General features: G+C 69.9%; 17 protein-coding genes and 2 tRNA genes. 9 read left to right on the top strand and 10 right to left on the bottom strand.

Annotated elements, in window-relative coordinates:
- The first annotated feature begins 95 nt into the window (after window positions 1–95).
- Complete coding sequence (locus tag ACFUJR_RS03780; RefSeq protein WP_383168450.1) at window positions 96–1211, top strand: adenosine deaminase; 1116 nt, start codon at window positions 96–98, stop codon at window positions 1209–1211.
- On the opposite strand, the gene ACFUJR_RS03775 is transcribed toward ACFUJR_RS03780, so the two are convergent.
- The gene (locus ACFUJR_RS03775; protein ID WP_383168447.1) at window positions 1208–1816 is read right to left on the bottom strand and encodes a TetR/AcrR family transcriptional regulator; all 609 of its coding nucleotides are present in this window, start codon (window positions 1814–1816) and stop codon (window positions 1208–1210) included. The genes ACFUJR_RS03780 and ACFUJR_RS03775 overlap by 4 nt on opposite strands.
- A gap of 92 nt (window positions 1817–1908) precedes the next feature.
- Here ACFUJR_RS03775 and ACFUJR_RS03770 point away from each other — a divergent pair, with 92 nt between their 5' ends.
- Complete coding sequence (locus ACFUJR_RS03770; protein ID WP_383168445.1) at window positions 1909–2541, top strand: NAD(P)-dependent oxidoreductase; 633 nt, start codon at window positions 1909–1911, stop codon at window positions 2539–2541.
- Window positions 2542–2728: 187 nt separating this feature from the next.
- Here the strand turns inward: ACFUJR_RS03770 and ACFUJR_RS03765 are convergent, their stop codons facing one another.
- The 6 genes from ACFUJR_RS03765 to ACFUJR_RS03740 all read right to left on the bottom strand — a co-directional run bounded on the left by ACFUJR_RS03765 (window position 2729) and on the right by ACFUJR_RS03740 (window position 5390).
- On the bottom strand, window positions 2729–3823 hold the full coding sequence (locus tag ACFUJR_RS03765) for a UDP-N-acetylmuramate dehydrogenase (RefSeq protein WP_383168474.1): 1095 nt from the start codon (window positions 3821–3823) through the stop codon (window positions 2729–2731).
- A 157-nt stretch (window positions 3824–3980) separates the two neighbouring features.
- Window positions 3981–4409: a MaoC family dehydratase gene (locus tag ACFUJR_RS03760; RefSeq protein ID WP_383168442.1), complete on the bottom strand. Its 429-nt coding sequence runs from the start codon at window positions 4407–4409 to the stop codon at window positions 3981–3983.
- A 3-nt stretch (window positions 4410–4412) separates the two neighbouring features.
- Window positions 4413–4865: a MaoC family dehydratase N-terminal domain-containing protein gene (locus ACFUJR_RS03755; RefSeq protein ID WP_383168439.1), complete on the bottom strand. Its 453-nt coding sequence runs from the start codon at window positions 4863–4865 to the stop codon at window positions 4413–4415.
- Between the two features lie 82 nt (window positions 4866–4947).
- A complete protein-coding gene (gene rpmG, locus ACFUJR_RS03750) occupies window positions 4948–5112 on the bottom strand; it encodes a 50S ribosomal protein L33 (protein ID WP_003956487.1) in 165 nt (54 codons plus the stop codon).
- 88 nt (window positions 5113–5200) lie between these two features.
- Window positions 5201–5273: transfer RNA gene (locus ACFUJR_RS03745), tRNA-Met, on the bottom strand.
- A gap of 44 nt (window positions 5274–5317) precedes the next feature.
- A tRNA-Thr gene (locus tag ACFUJR_RS03740) sits at window positions 5318–5390 on the bottom strand.
- 252 nt (window positions 5391–5642) lie between these two features.
- On the opposite strand from ACFUJR_RS03740, the gene ACFUJR_RS03735 reads away from it, so the two are divergent.
- Window positions 5643–6920 carry an amidohydrolase family protein gene (locus tag ACFUJR_RS03735; protein ID WP_383168436.1) on the top strand — a complete coding sequence of 426 codons (1278 nt, stop codon included), beginning with the start codon at window positions 5643–5645 and terminating at the stop codon, window positions 6918–6920.
- 2 nt (window positions 6921–6922) lie between these two features.
- Window positions 6923–7579, top strand: a complete 657-nt coding sequence (locus tag ACFUJR_RS03730) for an NAD(P)H-binding protein (RefSeq protein WP_383168433.1) — start codon at window positions 6923–6925, stop codon at window positions 7577–7579.
- Window positions 7580–7590: 11 nt separating this feature from the next.
- Here the strand turns inward: ACFUJR_RS03730 and ACFUJR_RS03725 are convergent, their stop codons facing one another.
- Window positions 7591–8154 (bottom strand): dihydrofolate reductase family protein, encoded by a 564-nt coding sequence (locus ACFUJR_RS03725; RefSeq protein WP_383168430.1) that lies wholly within the window; start codon window positions 8152–8154, stop codon window positions 7591–7593.
- Window positions 8155–8589: 435 nt separating this feature from the next.
- Between ACFUJR_RS03725 and ACFUJR_RS03720 the strand changes: the two genes are divergently transcribed.
- The gene (locus ACFUJR_RS03720) at window positions 8590–10110 is read left to right on the top strand and encodes a serine/threonine-protein kinase (protein WP_383168428.1); all 1521 of its coding nucleotides are present in this window, start codon (window positions 8590–8592) and stop codon (window positions 10108–10110) included.
- A 119-nt stretch (window positions 10111–10229) separates the two neighbouring features.
- Here the strand turns inward: ACFUJR_RS03720 and ACFUJR_RS03715 are convergent, their stop codons facing one another.
- Both ACFUJR_RS03715 and ACFUJR_RS03710 read right to left on the bottom strand, forming a co-directional pair.
- Window positions 10230–10880 carry an HAD family hydrolase gene (locus ACFUJR_RS03715; protein ID WP_383168425.1) on the bottom strand — a complete coding sequence of 217 codons (651 nt, stop codon included), beginning with the start codon at window positions 10878–10880 and terminating at the stop codon, window positions 10230–10232.
- A 34-nt stretch (window positions 10881–10914) separates the two neighbouring features.
- On the bottom strand, window positions 10915–11781 hold the full coding sequence (locus tag ACFUJR_RS03710; RefSeq protein ID WP_383168422.1) for a GntR family transcriptional regulator: 867 nt from the start codon (window positions 11779–11781) through the stop codon (window positions 10915–10917).
- Window positions 11782–12260: 479 nt separating this feature from the next.
- Between ACFUJR_RS03710 and ACFUJR_RS03705 the strand changes: the two genes are divergently transcribed.
- The 4 genes from ACFUJR_RS03705 to ACFUJR_RS03690 are packed head-to-tail and all read left to right on the top strand — an operon-like array spanning window position 12261 to window position 14588.
- Complete coding sequence (locus ACFUJR_RS03705; protein WP_383168419.1) at window positions 12261–12554, top strand: hypothetical protein; 294 nt, start codon at window positions 12261–12263, stop codon at window positions 12552–12554.
- 50 nt (window positions 12555–12604) lie between these two features.
- Entirely contained in the window at window positions 12605–13555 is a 951-nt protein-coding gene (locus ACFUJR_RS03700; protein WP_383168471.1) for a DUF2637 domain-containing protein, read from the top strand.
- Window positions 13552–14202, top strand: coding sequence for a GGDEF domain-containing protein (locus tag ACFUJR_RS03695; RefSeq protein WP_383168416.1), 651 nt, complete (start codon window positions 13552–13554; stop codon window positions 14200–14202). Before ACFUJR_RS03700 ends, ACFUJR_RS03695 begins: the two co-directional genes overlap by 4 nt.
- Window positions 14202–14588 (top strand): RRQRL motif-containing zinc-binding protein, encoded by a 387-nt coding sequence (locus tag ACFUJR_RS03690; protein ID WP_383168413.1) that lies wholly within the window; start codon window positions 14202–14204, stop codon window positions 14586–14588. The genes ACFUJR_RS03695 and ACFUJR_RS03690 overlap by 1 nt, the downstream gene beginning before the upstream one ends.
- The last annotated feature ends 7 nt before the right edge of the window (window positions 14589–14595 follow it).

Here is a 14595-nt window from a genome sequence, read left to right as displayed (position 1 = left end):
TTCTCCGGAACCGGGGGCCCGTTTTTACGTTCTAGCAAGGTCCCGATCGGGGAAAGGGGCTGTGTTCGGCCATTCGGGTGCGGCAGGATCCTTCAATGCTGGCCTCTTCAGGGGGACGCCCCTCGCACCCCCCATACGTTTCCGAGCACCTCTCCGAGCACCTCTCCGAGCATCCTGCCGGTCAGGCCTTCCGCGACATCAGCCTGCTGCCGAAGGCGCATCTGCATCTGCACTTCACCGGCTCGATGCGGCCCACCACGCTCATCGAGCTGGCGGACAAGTACGGCGTCCATCTCCCGGAGGCGCTGAGCAGCGGCACACCCCCCAAGCTGCGGGCCACCGACGAGCGCGGCTGGTTCCGTTTCCAGCGGCTGTACGACATCGCCCGCTCCTGTCTGCGGGAGCCCGAGGACATCCACCGCCTGGTGCGCGAGGCGGCCCAGGAGGACGTACGGGACGGCTCGGGGTGGCTGGAGATCCAGGTCGACCCGACCTCGTACGCCCCGCTGCTCGGCGGGCTGATCCCGGCGATGGAGATCATCCTCGACGCGGTCGACTCGGCCGTGCGCGAGACGGGGCTCGGGATGCGGGTCCTGGTGGCGGCGAACCGGATGAAGCACCCGCTGGAGGCCCGTACGCTCGCCCGGCTCGCGGTGCGGTACGCGGACCGGGGCGTGGTCGGCTTCGGGCTCTCCAACGACGAGCGCCGTGGCATGGCCCGCGACTTCGACCGGGCCTTCGCCATCGCCCGCGAGGGCGGTCTGCTCGCGGCCCCGCACGGCGGTGAGCTGACGGGCCCCTCGTCGGTACGGGACTGCCTGGACGACCTCCGGGCGGCGCGGATCGGCCACGGGGTGCGGGCGGCGGAGGACTCCCGGGTGCTGCGCAAGCTCGCCGAGAAGGGCGTGACCTGCGAGGTCTGCCCGGCGTCCAACGTGGCGCTGGGGGTCTACGAGAAGCACGAGGACGTTCCGCTGCGCGCGCTCTTCGAGGCCGGCGTCCCGATGGCCCTGGGCGCGGACGACCCGCTGCTCTTCGGGTCGCGCCTTGCGGCCCAGTACGAGATCGCCCGCCGGTACCACGCCTTCACGGACGTGGAGTTGGCCGAGCTGGCCCGCCAGTCGATCCGCGGCTCGGCGGCTCCCGAAGACGTCCGGCAGAAGCTTCTCTCGGGCGTCGACGACTGGCTGACGGCTCCGACGGCGGGCTAGGGCCTCTCGATCGCGATGCCCGCCATGAGGGTGCGGGCGACGGAGGCCGCGAAGGTGTCGACATCCTGCGGGGGGCGGCCGTCGGCGGTCATCTCCCAGGCGAAGGCGCGCTGGGCACAGGCGCCCAGGAGCAGTGAGGCGGCGGCGAGCGGGTCGGCGGCGGGGCCGACGCGGCCGTGCTGCTGTTCGGCGCGGAGGTAGGCGGCGACGCCCTCGATCGGCCGGTGCGGGCCGACGCCGAGTTCGCGCAGGATGTCGTCGTGGCGTCGCTTGAGGCTCGGCTCGGCGTAGAGCGAGGCGACGATCGGGAAGGTCTGCTCGTAGAAGAGCGCGGCCTGCCGGGCGATCTCGGTGAGGTTCTCCTCGACGCCGCGGCCGCCGGGGTCGGTGACGAGGGTGCCGAGAAGTCCCCCGAGCTGGGGCAGTCGTTCGTTGAGGACGGTCACGAACAGGTCTTCCTTGCTCGGGAAGTACTTGTAGAGCGCCGCCTCCGAGCAGCCCGCCTCCTTGGCGATCTCCTTCGTCGTGGTCCGGGCCAGGCCCGCGGTGCGCATGAGGCGGTGGGCCGCGTCGATGATCCGGACGCGGGTCGGCTTCTGTTCCATGCACGCTCCGAACGCACTTGACGGGTGAGTGAGTACCCACCCACCCTAGGGGTGAGTGAACACTCACCCACCCCTCTTCAGGAAGGCGTGCCATGAAGCTCACCGTCTTTGGAGCCACCGGCGGAGTCGGCCGGGAGATCGTCCGCCAGGGCCTGGCCGACGGCCACGACGTGACGGCCGTCGTACGGGACCCGGCGCGGTTCACCGTCACGGGCGAGCGCCTGGAGGTCTACCGTGCGGACCTGGCGGACCCCGAAGCGCTGCGCGGAGCGGTGGCCGGCAAGGACGCGGTCCTCTCCGGCCTGGGTGCCCGCACCCGCGCGGACGCCGGCGTCGCCGCGAAGCTCACGCGCTCGGTCCTCGCCGCCATGGACTCCGCGGGCGTCCGGCGTCTCGTCGTGGTCAGCGCCGCCCCGCTGGGCCCCGTACCGGACGGCCAGTCGATCATCGAGAAGGCCGTGCTCCCGATCATCAACACCCTCTACAAGGACATCTACGCGGATCTGCGCGTGATGGAGGGCGAGCTGGCGGCGAGCGCCACGGAGTGGACGTCCGTACGCCCGCCCAAGCTCACGAACAAGCCCGTCACCGGCCGCTACCGCACGGTCGTCGGCGGTACTCCTCCCCGGGGCCGCACCCTCGCCCGCGCGGACGTCGCGCACGCCATGCTGGCGGCGCTGACCGACCGGGCCACGGTCAGGCAGGCCGTGGGGGTGGCGTACTGAAGGACGACGGGCACGCGGCGGCGCCTTGCCCCCAGCCGTCGCCCCGGGCCTCCACCGGGCGGCACGTGGTCGTCCTCGGGGTCTCCGCGGCACCGGCGGGCCACTCCGGCACCGCCGCCCACCCGCTTCCCGGGAGCCTGTCACCCACGCGACGACCCGGGGCCCCCGGAGGGTTCCACGGACTTGGTCAGACGCTGACGCCCACGGTGACGGGCTCGTTGACGAGCGTGATCCCGAAGGCGTCCCGTACACCGGCGACGACCTCGCGGGCGAGCGCCAGGAGGTCCTCGGTGGTGGCCTCGCCGCGGTTGGTGAGGGCGAGGGTGTGCTTGGTGGAGATACGGGCGGGGCCGGCGCCGTAGCCCTTGGTGAAACCGGCCTTGTCGATGAGCCAGGCGGCCGAGGTCTTGACGTCGCCGTCCGCGCCCGCGGGGAAGGCCGGCGGGGTCACGTCGGAGCCGAGCCGCTCGGCGACGCGGGCCAGGAAGGTCTCGTACTCGGCCGTCGTGAGGATCGGGTTGGTGAAGAAGGAGCCCGCCGACCAGGTGTCGTGGTCGTCGGGGTCCAGGACCATGCCCTTCCCGGCGCGCAGCTTCAGGACCGTCTCCCGGGCCCGCGCGAGCGGGACACGGTCGCCGGCCTCGACGCCGAGGGCACGGGCGGTCTCCGCGTACTTGATCGGCGCGGAGAGCCCCGCCGCGTCCTCCAGCTCGAAGCGGACGCGCAGCACGACGTAGCGGTCCGGGGCGGCCTTGAAGCGGCTGTGGCGGTAGGAGAAGTCGCAGTCGGCGTTGGCGAGGGTGACGGTCTCGTCGGCCCGGCGGTCGTAGGCGACGACCTCGGTGATGGTGGCGGAGACCTCCTGGCCGTACGCGCCGACGTTCTGGATCGGGGTCGCTCCGGCCGATCCGGGGATCCCGGCGAGGCACTCGATCCCGGCGAGCCCGGCCTCGACGGTCCGCGCGACGGCGTCGGTCCAGACCTCACCGGCGGCGAGCTCCAGCGTGGCACCGTCGAGCGCGAAGCCCTTGGTCGCGATGCGCAGGGCGGTCCCGTCGAACCCCTTGTCGCCGATGACCAGGTTGGACCCGCCACCGACGACGAGCAGCGGCGTCCCGGCGGCGTCCGCCTCACGGACGACGGCGATCACCTCGTCATCGGTGGTGGCCGTGACGAGCCGGGCCGCGGGCCCGCCGAGCCGGAAGGTGGTCAGGGGGGCGAGGGGAGCGTCGTGGAGTTCCTGCACGCGCTCAAGAGTACGGGCTCGCCCCGCCCCGACCACCTGACGGGCCGGACCCCCGGCCGGGGGGCGGTACACGCCCGGCAGGGGGCGGTGCGGCCCGTCAGGGGGCGATGCCCGCCCGTCAGGGGGCGATGCGGCAGGGGCGCGCCGGCCGGGCGGTCGCTCTCCGCGGCCACCCGCCCCCGGAACCGGCGGGTTACGCGAGCCTGACGACGGCCCGGGACACGCCCAGGACCTTCTGCCCGGCCGACTTCGCGAGCAGGTCCACCCGGACCAGCCCGTCGTCCAGCTTCGCCGCGACCTTGGCGCCGACCTCGATCACCGCGCCCTCGTCGTCGTTCGGCACGACCACCGGCTTGGTGAACCGCACGCCGTACTCGACGACGGCCGCCGGGTCGCCGACCCAGTCGGTCACGACCCGGATCGCCTCGGCCATGGTGAACATGCCGTGCGCGATGACGTCCGGCAGGCCGACCTCGCGGGCGAACTTCTCGTTCCAGTGGATCGGGTTGAAGTCCCCGGAGGCGCCCGCGTACTGCACCAGCGTGGCGCGCGTCACGGGGAAGGACTGCGCCGGCAGCTCGGTGCCGACCTCGACCTCGTCGTAAGCGATCTTCGCTGCCATGGCTCAGGCCTCCTCGGGCGCGCGCGAGACGAGCTTGGTCCAGGCGGTCACGACGTGCTCGCCGGTCTCGTCGTGGACCTCACCGCGGATGTCCAGGATGTCGTTGCCGGCCATCGTCCTGATCGCCTCGATGGTCGAGACGACCGAGAGCCGGTCCCCCGCCCGCACCGGTCGGGTGTACGCGAACCTCTGGTCGCCGTGCACGACACGGTCGTAGTCCAGGCCCAGCTGCGGGTCCTCGACGACCTGCCCGGCCGCCTTGAACGTGATCGCGAACACGAAAGTCGGCGGAGCGATCACATCGGGGTGACCGAGCGCCTTCGCCGCTTCCTGATCGACATAGGCGGGATTCGCGTCGCCGATCGCCTCGGCGAACTCGCGGATCTTTTCGCGTCCGACCTCGTAGGGCGCGGTGGGCGGATAGGTCCGGCCCACGAAGGACTGGTCGAGCGCCATGGACTCGATACCTCCTGGATTTGTTGCCGACAAACGACACGAGGCCGCCCCCTGGCGGGGACGGCCTCGTGTACGAGCCTGATTAACGCGTCTCGCGGTGTGCAGTGTGCGAGTTGCAGCGGGGGCAGTGCTTCTTCATCTCAAGACGGTCCGGGTTGTTACGCCGGTTCTTCTTGGTGATGTAGTTCCGCTCCTTGCACTCCACGCAGGCCAGCGTGATCTTCGGGCGGACGTCGGTGGCAGCCACGTGAGTGCTCCTTGACGGACGGATGGACGGATGAACGCATAGAAGAGTAGCCGATCGAAGGACCGACCCCACAATCGGCTACCGTGTGTAGCGGTGACCGGACTTGAACCGGTGACACAGCGATTATGAGCCGCTTGCTCTACCGACTGAGCTACACCGCTTTGATGATCCGGATCCCGTCCGAAGACGGGTTCCTTCTCACCAGAGCCCCAATACGGAATCGAACCGTAGACCTTCTCCTTACCATGGAGACGCTCTACCGACTGAGCTATTGGGGCGAGCGATGAAGACATTACACGGTCCTCCGCCGATCGCCCAAATCCGTTTCGTGGCCCCCGCCGGCGGGCACGCGCGCGGACCCGTCACCCCCACCCCGTGAGCCACTCGCACGCCACACGTACGCCACTCGTGGCCTCATCAGTACGACTATTGCGCTCCTCCTCGAAGGGCGGCCGGACCGCCCCTAGGCTCGGCCCCACGCTGCGTGATCTTGATCTTGAGCTTGAACTTGAGGAGCCTTGAGGAGCCCGATGTCAGCCGACAGCAAGCAGCCCCAGCCGCCCGACGACCGGTCCGCTGCCACCGCCGACTCCACCTCGCTCCTGCTCTCCAACGCCCGCCTCACCGACGGCCGGACGGTGGACGTCCGGCTCGTCGGGGGCCGGATCGAGGCCGTCGGAACGGCGGGCAGCCTCACGGCCGTCGGCGCCCGCGTCGATCTGGCCGGCTATCTGCTGCTCCCCGCGCCCGCCGAGCCGCACGCCCACGCGGACACCGCCCTCAGCGCCGACACCCCGGGCCCCGTCTCGTACACCCCCGAGGAGGTGCAGCGGCGGGCCACCGAGGCCGCGCTGCTCCAGCTCGGCCACGGCTCCACCGCACAGCGCGCGCACGTCCGGATCGGCGACGTCCACGGGCTCGGCCCCCTCGAAGCCGTGCTCCAGGCCCGGCGCTCGCTGCGCGGCCTGGTGGACCTGACGACGGTCGCGGTGCCCCGGCTGCTGACCGGCTCGGCGGGCGCGGACGGGCTCGCGATGCTGCGGGACGCGGTGAAGATGGGCGCGAGCGTGGTGGGGGGCTGCCCGGACCTCGACCCCGACCCGACCGGGTACGTGGAGGCGGTCCTCGAAGTGGCGGCCGAGCAGGGCTGCCCGGTGGACCTGCACACGGACGCGGACGACCCGGCGCGGCTCGCCCGGTTCGCCGCCATGGCGGGCGGGCTGCGGCCGGGGGTGGCGATCGGCCCGTGCGCGGGGCTGTCCCGGATCCCCTCGGACGCGGCGCGGCGGGCCGCGGACCAGTTGGCGGCCGCCGGCGTGACGGTGGTCTGCCTGCCGCAGGGCGGCTGCGAGGCGACGGAGCGGCGCGGGGCGGCACCGGTCCGGCTGTTGCGGGCAGCGGGGGTGCGGCTCGCGGCCGGCAGCGGGGCGCTTCGGGACGTCTCCAACCCGGTGGGACGCGGGGACCCGCTCGAGGCCGCATATCTGCTGGCCTCGCTCGGCGGGCTGTCGGCGGAGGACGCGTACGGGGCGGTGAGCGCGGCGGCGCGTACGGCGATGGGGCTGACCGAGGTACGGGTCGAGGCCGGTTTCCCCGCCGAACTGCTCGCCGTGCGCGGCGAACGCCTCTCGGGCGTGCTGTCCCTCGCGTACAGCCGGATCGTCGTGCACCGGGGGCGGGTGGTGGCGCGGACGAGCGCGGTCCGCGAGTACTGCGACTCCGCGGCGGCGCTCGATCTGCCGCGCCAGGCCCGGCCGGAACGCCCGGAGCCGGGAAGCCCTCCGGCCGGTCCCGTCGTACGGTCGTGAGTATGCGCATTGTCATCGCTGGAGGACACGGTCAGATCGCCCTGCGCCTGGAGCGCCTGCTCTCGGCGGCGGGGCACGAGCCGGCGGGGCTCATCCGCAGGCCCGAGCAGGCCGACGACCTGCGCGCGGCGGGTGCGGAACCGATCGTCCTGGACCTGGAGTCGGCGACGGTGGAGATGGTCGCCGCGGCGCTGCAGGGCGCCGACGCGGCGGTCTTCGCGGCCGGTGCGGGCCCGGGCAGCGGCGTGGACCGCAAGGACTCGGTGGATCGCGCGGCGGCGGTCCTCCTCGCGGACGCGGCGGAACGGGCGGGCGTGCGCCGGTTCGTCGTCGTCTCCTCGATGGGCGCGGACTCCGCCCACCAGGGCGACGAGGTCTTCGACGCCTACCTGCGCGCCAAGGGCGCGGCTGACGACGCCGTACGCGCCCGTACGGGCCTGGACTGGACGATCCTGCGCCCCGGCATGCTCACCAACGACGCGGGCACGGGCCTGGTCCGCCTGGAGGCCTCGACGGGCCGCGGCCCGATCCCCCGCGACGACGTCGCGGCGGTCCTGGCCGAGCTCCTGGACACCCCGGGCACGGCGGGCCTGACCCTGCAACTGATCAGCGGCTCGACGCCGGTGACGGTGGCGGTGAAGGCGGTGGCGGGCGAGTAGCCCCCGCCCGGCTAACGCACCACGCGGTGGCGGAGGTAGACGACTCTCGACCCGAAGGTGCGGGTCTCGACGAGTTCGAGATCCACCCGGCGCCCGCCCCGGGAGAAGAACGGGATGCCACCGCCGAGCAACACCGGGTAGACCATGGCCCGGTACTCGTCGATCAGCCCCGCCGCGGCCGCCTCGGCGGCGAGGGTCGCGCCGCCGATCGCGATGTCGCCCTCCCCCGGTTCGGCCCGCAGCCGCTCGATCTCCTCCGGCACGCTGCCGGAAGCCAGACGGGCGTTGCCCTGCACCTCCGAGAGCGTGGTGGAGAACACCACCTTGGGGAGCGGCTTCCAGAGCGAGGTCCACTCGCGCATGGAGTCGTCGAGCGAGGGATCCTGGTCGGCGGTCTCCCAGTACAGCATCGTCTCGTACAGCCGTCGGCCCAGCAGATGGACGCCCACGTCCCGAATCTCGTCGATCCAGAAGCGGAAGACCTCCTCCTCGGGCACGGTCCAGTCGAAGCGGCCGTCGGGCCCGACGATGTAGCCGTCGAGCGAGACGCTCATCGAGTAGGTCACGCTGCGCATCAGAAGCCCTCCTCGGCACCGGGTTTCGACAGGTATGACCGCCGGACGCCGAGGAACTCATCGCACCTCGGCCAAGCGGCTGAACCAGCGGCGTACGGCGAGAGGGCCCGGGCCTGTCTCACTTACACAGCAGAACGGCCCCTGATCAACGTTTCCGCTGATCAGGGGCCGTTCTTATCGCGTGGCGGCGCCAGGATTCGAACCTGGGTAGGCTAAGCCGACGGATTTACAGACTTCTGGCGTTCGCGCCGCCGCAGCGGCGCTGACCTGCGCTTTACCCGCTCCCGGGTAGCCCTTCCGCCGTAACCGTCCACACAGAGTCCAGAGACTCGCCTGATCCACGGCAGCGCGCGGACGGTTCGCGCGCGTCTGAACCTCCGCACCGTCCGCTCTGACGAACCGGCATACGCGCCCCTACGGCCGGACCAATCCGGCATGATTCGCCCAAGGCATCGTCGTGAGCAAGTGACTGAAGCGAGGCGCAGGTTGGAGATCCAGTTGAAGCGCAAGTGGACCCTTGACGCCCCCCTCGGGGCGGGTGGGTTCGGGCGCGTCTTCGAGGCTCGTGGGCCTGAAGGCACGGCGGCGGTAGTGAAGCTCATTCCCAAGAGGCCTGGAGCCGACCGGGAGATGCTGTTCTCTGGCGAAGGCATCCGCAACGTCGTTCCGATTATCGACAGCGGCGATCACGGCGACGACTGGGTCATCGTCATGCCCCGAGCAGAGAAGTCTCTGCGCGATCACTTGACCGCTGCTGGTGGAATCCTCACACCGGCCGAAACCATGAGTATCGTTCGGGATATCACGATCGCGCTTTCTGACCTTGATGGCGACGTCGTCCATCGGGATATCAAGCCCGAAAACACCTTGCTCCTAGACGGGGTCTGGTGCCTGTCTGACTTCGGACTCGCGAGATACGCCGACGCAGCCACGGCAACTCACACTTGGAAGCTCAGCGGGACCAACGCATACGTAGCTCCGGAAAGGTGGAGGCTGCAGCGCGCGACAATCGCATCAGATGTCTACTCCGTCGGCGTACTGGCATACGAACTGCTGACAGGGACGATCCCCTTCCAAGGGCCCGATTTCAACGATCAGCACTTGCATTCGGATCCGCCACCCCTGACTGGAATTCCACCACACCTTGCAGCACTGGTAGAGGACTGCCTGTTCAAGGCCCCCGAGGCACGTCCGACCCCAAGCAACCTGCTGGCACGACTAGAGCGCTTCATGACCGCGCCCCAGGCGTCCGGCCTGGCGGCTCTCGCCGAAGCAAATCGCGAAGAGACTTCAAGGCGAGCATCAGAGGCGCGGAAAGCATCGCAGTTCCAGACAGAGCAAGAGCGTCGGGGAGAGCTTTTCACTTCCGCCAAGAAGTCACTGGAACGTATCGCAAGTAACTTTCTTGATTCCCTGAGCTCGGTAGCCTCTGCCGGGACTATCAAACTCGGCCGCGAGGGCGGATGGATTTTCACCCTCGGGCAGGCGCAGCTTGGTTTTTCCGCTGCCAACGAGGCTCAAATCGAGGTATGGAAGGGCGAGCACACCGTACCCTTCGACGTAATCGCTTACGGCACAATCTCACTGCGATTCCCGGCCAACTATTACGGATATCAAGGGCGAAGCCACGCTATCTGGTTCTGCGATGCCCAAACAAAAGGGACCTACCAGTGGTTCGAGACCGCGTTCATGACGCATCCCATGTTGTCGGCCAAGAGGTTGACCGTGGAGCCTTTCGCGCTAGCTCCCGACAGCAAAGCGAGGGCTGCTCTAAATCCAGGGATGGACGTCCACCAGGTCGCTTGGCGATTCACGCCCATCGATTCCTCTGACATGGACGCTCTCATTACAAGATGGGCTGAGTGGCTGGCGGCAGCCGCAATGAGCCAGCTGACTCAGCCAAGCACCATGCCTGAGCATCGCCCAGAAGGTAGCTGGCGAAGCAGCGGCTACTAGGCACTTCAGGCTCGCGGCCAAGCAGCGCGATGCGCCATGCCGGATGCCCGGCGCATGGGCGCTGGATGCCTAGGTCATTGAGGTCCGCTGCTGGCCCGCAGGGTGCCTCGACCGAGCCATCAGGGCCTCGGTTCCCCGAGTGCCCGCGCGACGACGCCCATGTCGAGAACAATCGCGTCCGCGCCGGCCTGGTCGAGAGTCGCCTCCTTCGCCGGTTTGTTGGCGAAACCGATACTCGCCGCCGCCGCTGCTCGGGCCGCCTCGATGTCGGACACGGAGTCTCCGATGAGGACGGTCCGCTCCGGCGTGGAGCCGAGGAGCGCGGCGGCTTCGAGCAGGGGATGCGGCGAAGGCTTCATGAGATCCGGCCTCAGGACGGGGCGGCCGACCACCTCGTCAACGACGCCAAGCAGGCCGTTGGACGAGAGGTAGGCGCGCACGCACTCAGACGAGTTGTTGCTTACGACCGCCACGCGCCTTCCCGACTCGCACGCGGCCTTCATGGCTTCGACGGCGCCCTCGGTGGGTAGCCCGGCGACAGCAACAGCCCTCACCTCCGCCGCAGTGAGCGCGGCCTCGACAGCCGCAAGGACGCTCTTCCCGGCCTTGGCCGAAAGCTGGTGGACTTCCATCGGATCGTCCGTGGTGCGCGCCTGGCGCTCAAGCTCCGGGGCGAGTTCGGCGAGGAGGTCCGAGAGCTCTCGGGCGACTCCCGGGGCCGGGACCCCCCGGAAGACGTGGCAGATGGGACCGTCGAAGTCGAACAACACGGCATCGCATCGTTCGAGCAGGCCCGACAGAGGGTCAGAGCGCATCTGGGGTGCGGTCCCTTCCGATCGTCTCCCACACGCTGTCGAACCACATCTGAGCCTGCTCTACCTGCTGCGCCCCGCTAGACGAGTCGCCCTCGTTGACGGAGTGGTGGAACAGGATCGTGTCCTTGCCCACGAGGTCGTAGATCTCGATGGCTTCGCCTTGAGCAACCACCTTGTTCGGCCGGATGGGGTAGTAGCCGAAGAACGCGTCTTCCTTGTTGATCACGTAGAGCTTGAAGAACTGCGTGCCGCTGTGGACCCGGACGCTGACGCTGCTCTCCTGGACAAGGCCCAGGTGTTCAAGCTCGCTTATCGAGTCCGAGATGCTGCGGGTGTAGCTGGCCATGATGTCGTGCATTCGCGCTCGTAGACGCGGGTCATCGGCGCAGTCCTCTTGACGTACTGGCGCTGCCTGAGGGACCGCCATGTCGGGTACGAGGATCCTGATTCGGATGCTCGTGGGGGTAAGTCGTCCGACTCGAATCTTGTCGAGCGGCTCTTGCAGAGCCCCGTGAAGGGTCTCGCTGGAGAACCCAGCGAAGTCGATCGTCACCTGCCGACTGGCGAATGCCTGCTCGACGTATGGCCGGAGGCCCGCCGGCCGCTCGGTCCGATTCCGGACGAAGACTCCACTGCCCTTGCGTGAGACGACGAGCCCTTCGTCTTCCAAGTCGCGGATCGCGCGCTGAATCGTGGCCCGGGCGAATCCGTAGTGCTCCGTCAGCTTCGCGTGCGACGGCAGCTTCTCTCCGGGCCCCAGCTTCCTGGTGCGGATTGCCGCGCCCAGACTGCGGGCCACCTGCTCGTACGGCGGTCGATCGTCGTCCGGGTCCAGAGGCTCAAGCACGAAGTTCATGCCTCGATGCTACGGCCAACCTGACTATCTGGACAGCATGGATAGCCAAGTGTTGACGTGACTAGCCAAGCTGGCTACGTTGTTCTCGTGCCCACCGGGCTAGCCAAGTAAGTCAGGCTGAACGGGTGAGCTGTGTCCTCATCGACGCAGGTCAGGGCACGTGCCGCCCAGAGGAGCCCGTGAAACGGCATCGAAGGAAGCGGTCGCTTCTTGAGAACTGAACAGCGTGATGAGGGTTCGCCGCCTGTCCTTGGCACAACAAGGCGGCCGGCGCGGCAAAGGTCCGCGCGACACAACCCCACCGCAGCTTCACGCTGCGGCCGGTTGCCTCCTTCGCCCGTCCGGCCCCTCACGGGTCCCGTACGGGTGGGGTTGAGGGGAGCCGGTAGCTACTGGCCCCACGCCGCGGAGCGGCTGCCTCTCACCACGGACCGAGGCCGCTTCCGCTGTCCCTTCGAAACCACCAGGAGTGATCAGTCATGCGTATGTACATCGGCGGCCAAGAGGCCGTGAGCAGTACCGATTTCGTGGAATTGGCCCTCGGTACCCCGTTGGAGTTGTGGCTCGGGGTGGAGGGCGAGAGCGAGGAGGAGCGCGCGGCCCGGTTGGACGCGGCGCGCGACATCCTCGCGGACAACCCGAGCCTGCCGGACGACGTGTCCCGGGTCGCCGCCGAGGCGATCGAGGCGTACGCGCCGGAGTTGTTCAACGTCGTCCCGCTGGCCCGGCCGGCCTCCCGCCGCCCCCGTTCCCGGAAGGGAGCGGCGGCGTGACCGCCCTGGCCGAGGAGCGCCCGGGGGTTCCGCCGCTGACCCGTCCGGAGATGGGCCTCGCGGGGGCCGGTGCGCTCGCCGCTGCCGGTGTCGGTGCGCTGGGGCTGATCTCCTCCTTCGACGCGGTGTCCGCCGCGGCTGCTCGGTGGGGGTTTGGTGAGCCGTGGATGCTGCCCGTCGGTATTGACGTGGCGATTCCGGTGTTCACCGTGGCCAACCTCCTGCTGATCCGGATGGACATGGCGCTCGCCTGGGTCAGGTTCGTGCCCTGGGTTCTCACCCTGGTGACCTGTGGTCTGAACGTGGCCGCCGGGCAGGGAGTGTGGGCGAAGGTCGCGCACGGCACGATGCCGCTGCTGTGGGTGGTGTTTTCCGAGATCGGCGCGCACATCTATGCCGTACGGATCGGAGCCGCGACCGGCCGGCGGATGGACAAGATCCGTGCCTCCCGCTGGTTGCTCGCGTTCCCGTCGACGTTCTCGTTGTGGCGGCGGATGACGCTGTGGGAGATCACCTCCTACGCCGACGCTCTCGCCCGTGAGAAGGAGCGGCAGCTTGCTCGCGCGGACCTGCGCGAGCAGTACGGGTGGCGGTGGCGGTCGAAGACTCCACGGCGTGCGCGTGTCCTGCTCCGCCTCGGCGACCTCGCCCCCGAGGGGACCGAACCGGACTCCGAGCCGGTGGCCGCAGAGGAAGCGGCCCCGGTGCCGCCCGTGGCGCCGCAGGAGCCGGGGGAGCGGGCGCCGCGCAAGCGTCCGGCCCGCTCGAAGGCGAAGGCATCGAAGGCTCCGCGTACGGCTGCTGAGTTGCTGGCCGAGGCCCGCGAGGCCACCGCTGCATGGGCAGATGGCGCGATCAATGCCGAGGCGATTCGTGCCGCGCTGCGCTGCTCGGCAGCGAACTCCCGCACTGTGCGGGACGCGCTGCTCGCCGAGCGGGCCGACACCCAGCCGCTCCGCTCCGTCGAATCCACCGCAACGGCCGAGGAGGTCGCCGCGTGAACACCCTCTTAACCGTCCTCGCTGCGGCCGGGCCGCTGGCCGCCGGATGGTCCAGCCACGTTCTGTGGCTCCGGCGTCGGCTGCACACGGCTCGCCGTGACCCGCTCACCGGGCTGCGGACCCGGGAGGGCTTCACCCGCCGCGCCACCGCGCTCCTGCGTGATGAGCGGGCGGTGGTGATCCTCGCGGACGTCGACCGCTTCAAGCAGATCAACGACCGCCACGGCCACGCGGCGGGAGACGCCCTGCTGAAGGCCAGCGCCGAGCGCCTCGCCCACTACGTCGGCCGCAACGGTGTCGCCGGACGTCTCGGGGGCGACGAGTTCGCCGCCGTCGTCATCGACACCCACGGCACGATCGCGGACCTCCTCGCCGTCCTGCACGGCGTACTGGCCCGCCCCGCCGACACCAGCAACCCGCACGTGGCCACGACGGTGTCGCTCGGCTGGGTCCGCGCCGCCGACCACCCGGGCGAGGACCTTTCCGCACTCCTGGGTCGGGCTGATGAGGCGATGTACGCGGCCAAGCAAGCGCGGGCTGGGGTGCGGCGGGCGGGGCTGGGGCGGTTGTTCGCCACGGTGGCCGGCCGCCGCTCCGGACGCCGAGGCGCCCGCACCCATGCTCCCGCGATCGTGGCGGCTGCCTGATGTCCCCGACGTTCGGCAAATGCTTCGACCCGACCGGCGCGAAGTACGGGATACCGACCTACCCCTGGCGCTACGCCCCCGACGGCTACGCCACCCGCCGACAGCTCCGCGCCCTCGGCCTCCGCCCCGGCGGACAACCAGTCGCTGCCCAAGTCATGCGCCGCAGCCGCGGCCGCAAGACCGGCGCCCTCGTCGGCCACCTCTACCGCATCGACCTCGCCAAGCCCGTCCGGCCTATGACCTCCCGCAAGTGGGGCGCGCTCGCCCTGGCGATGCTCGCCCGCCGCACCTGCCCGCAGTGCCACACCGACGCCGGATACGTCATCCCGACATCCCTCGGGGCCTGCGTCCCCTGCGCCTATCCCGACGAACAGCACGCCGCCTGAACACGAG

This window comes from Streptomyces sp. NPDC057271, assembly GCF_042668715.1.
Classification (GTDB): domain Bacteria; phylum Actinomycetota; class Actinomycetes; order Streptomycetales; family Streptomycetaceae; genus Streptomyces.
This window is presented reverse-complemented; position numbering and strand designations above follow the sequence as displayed.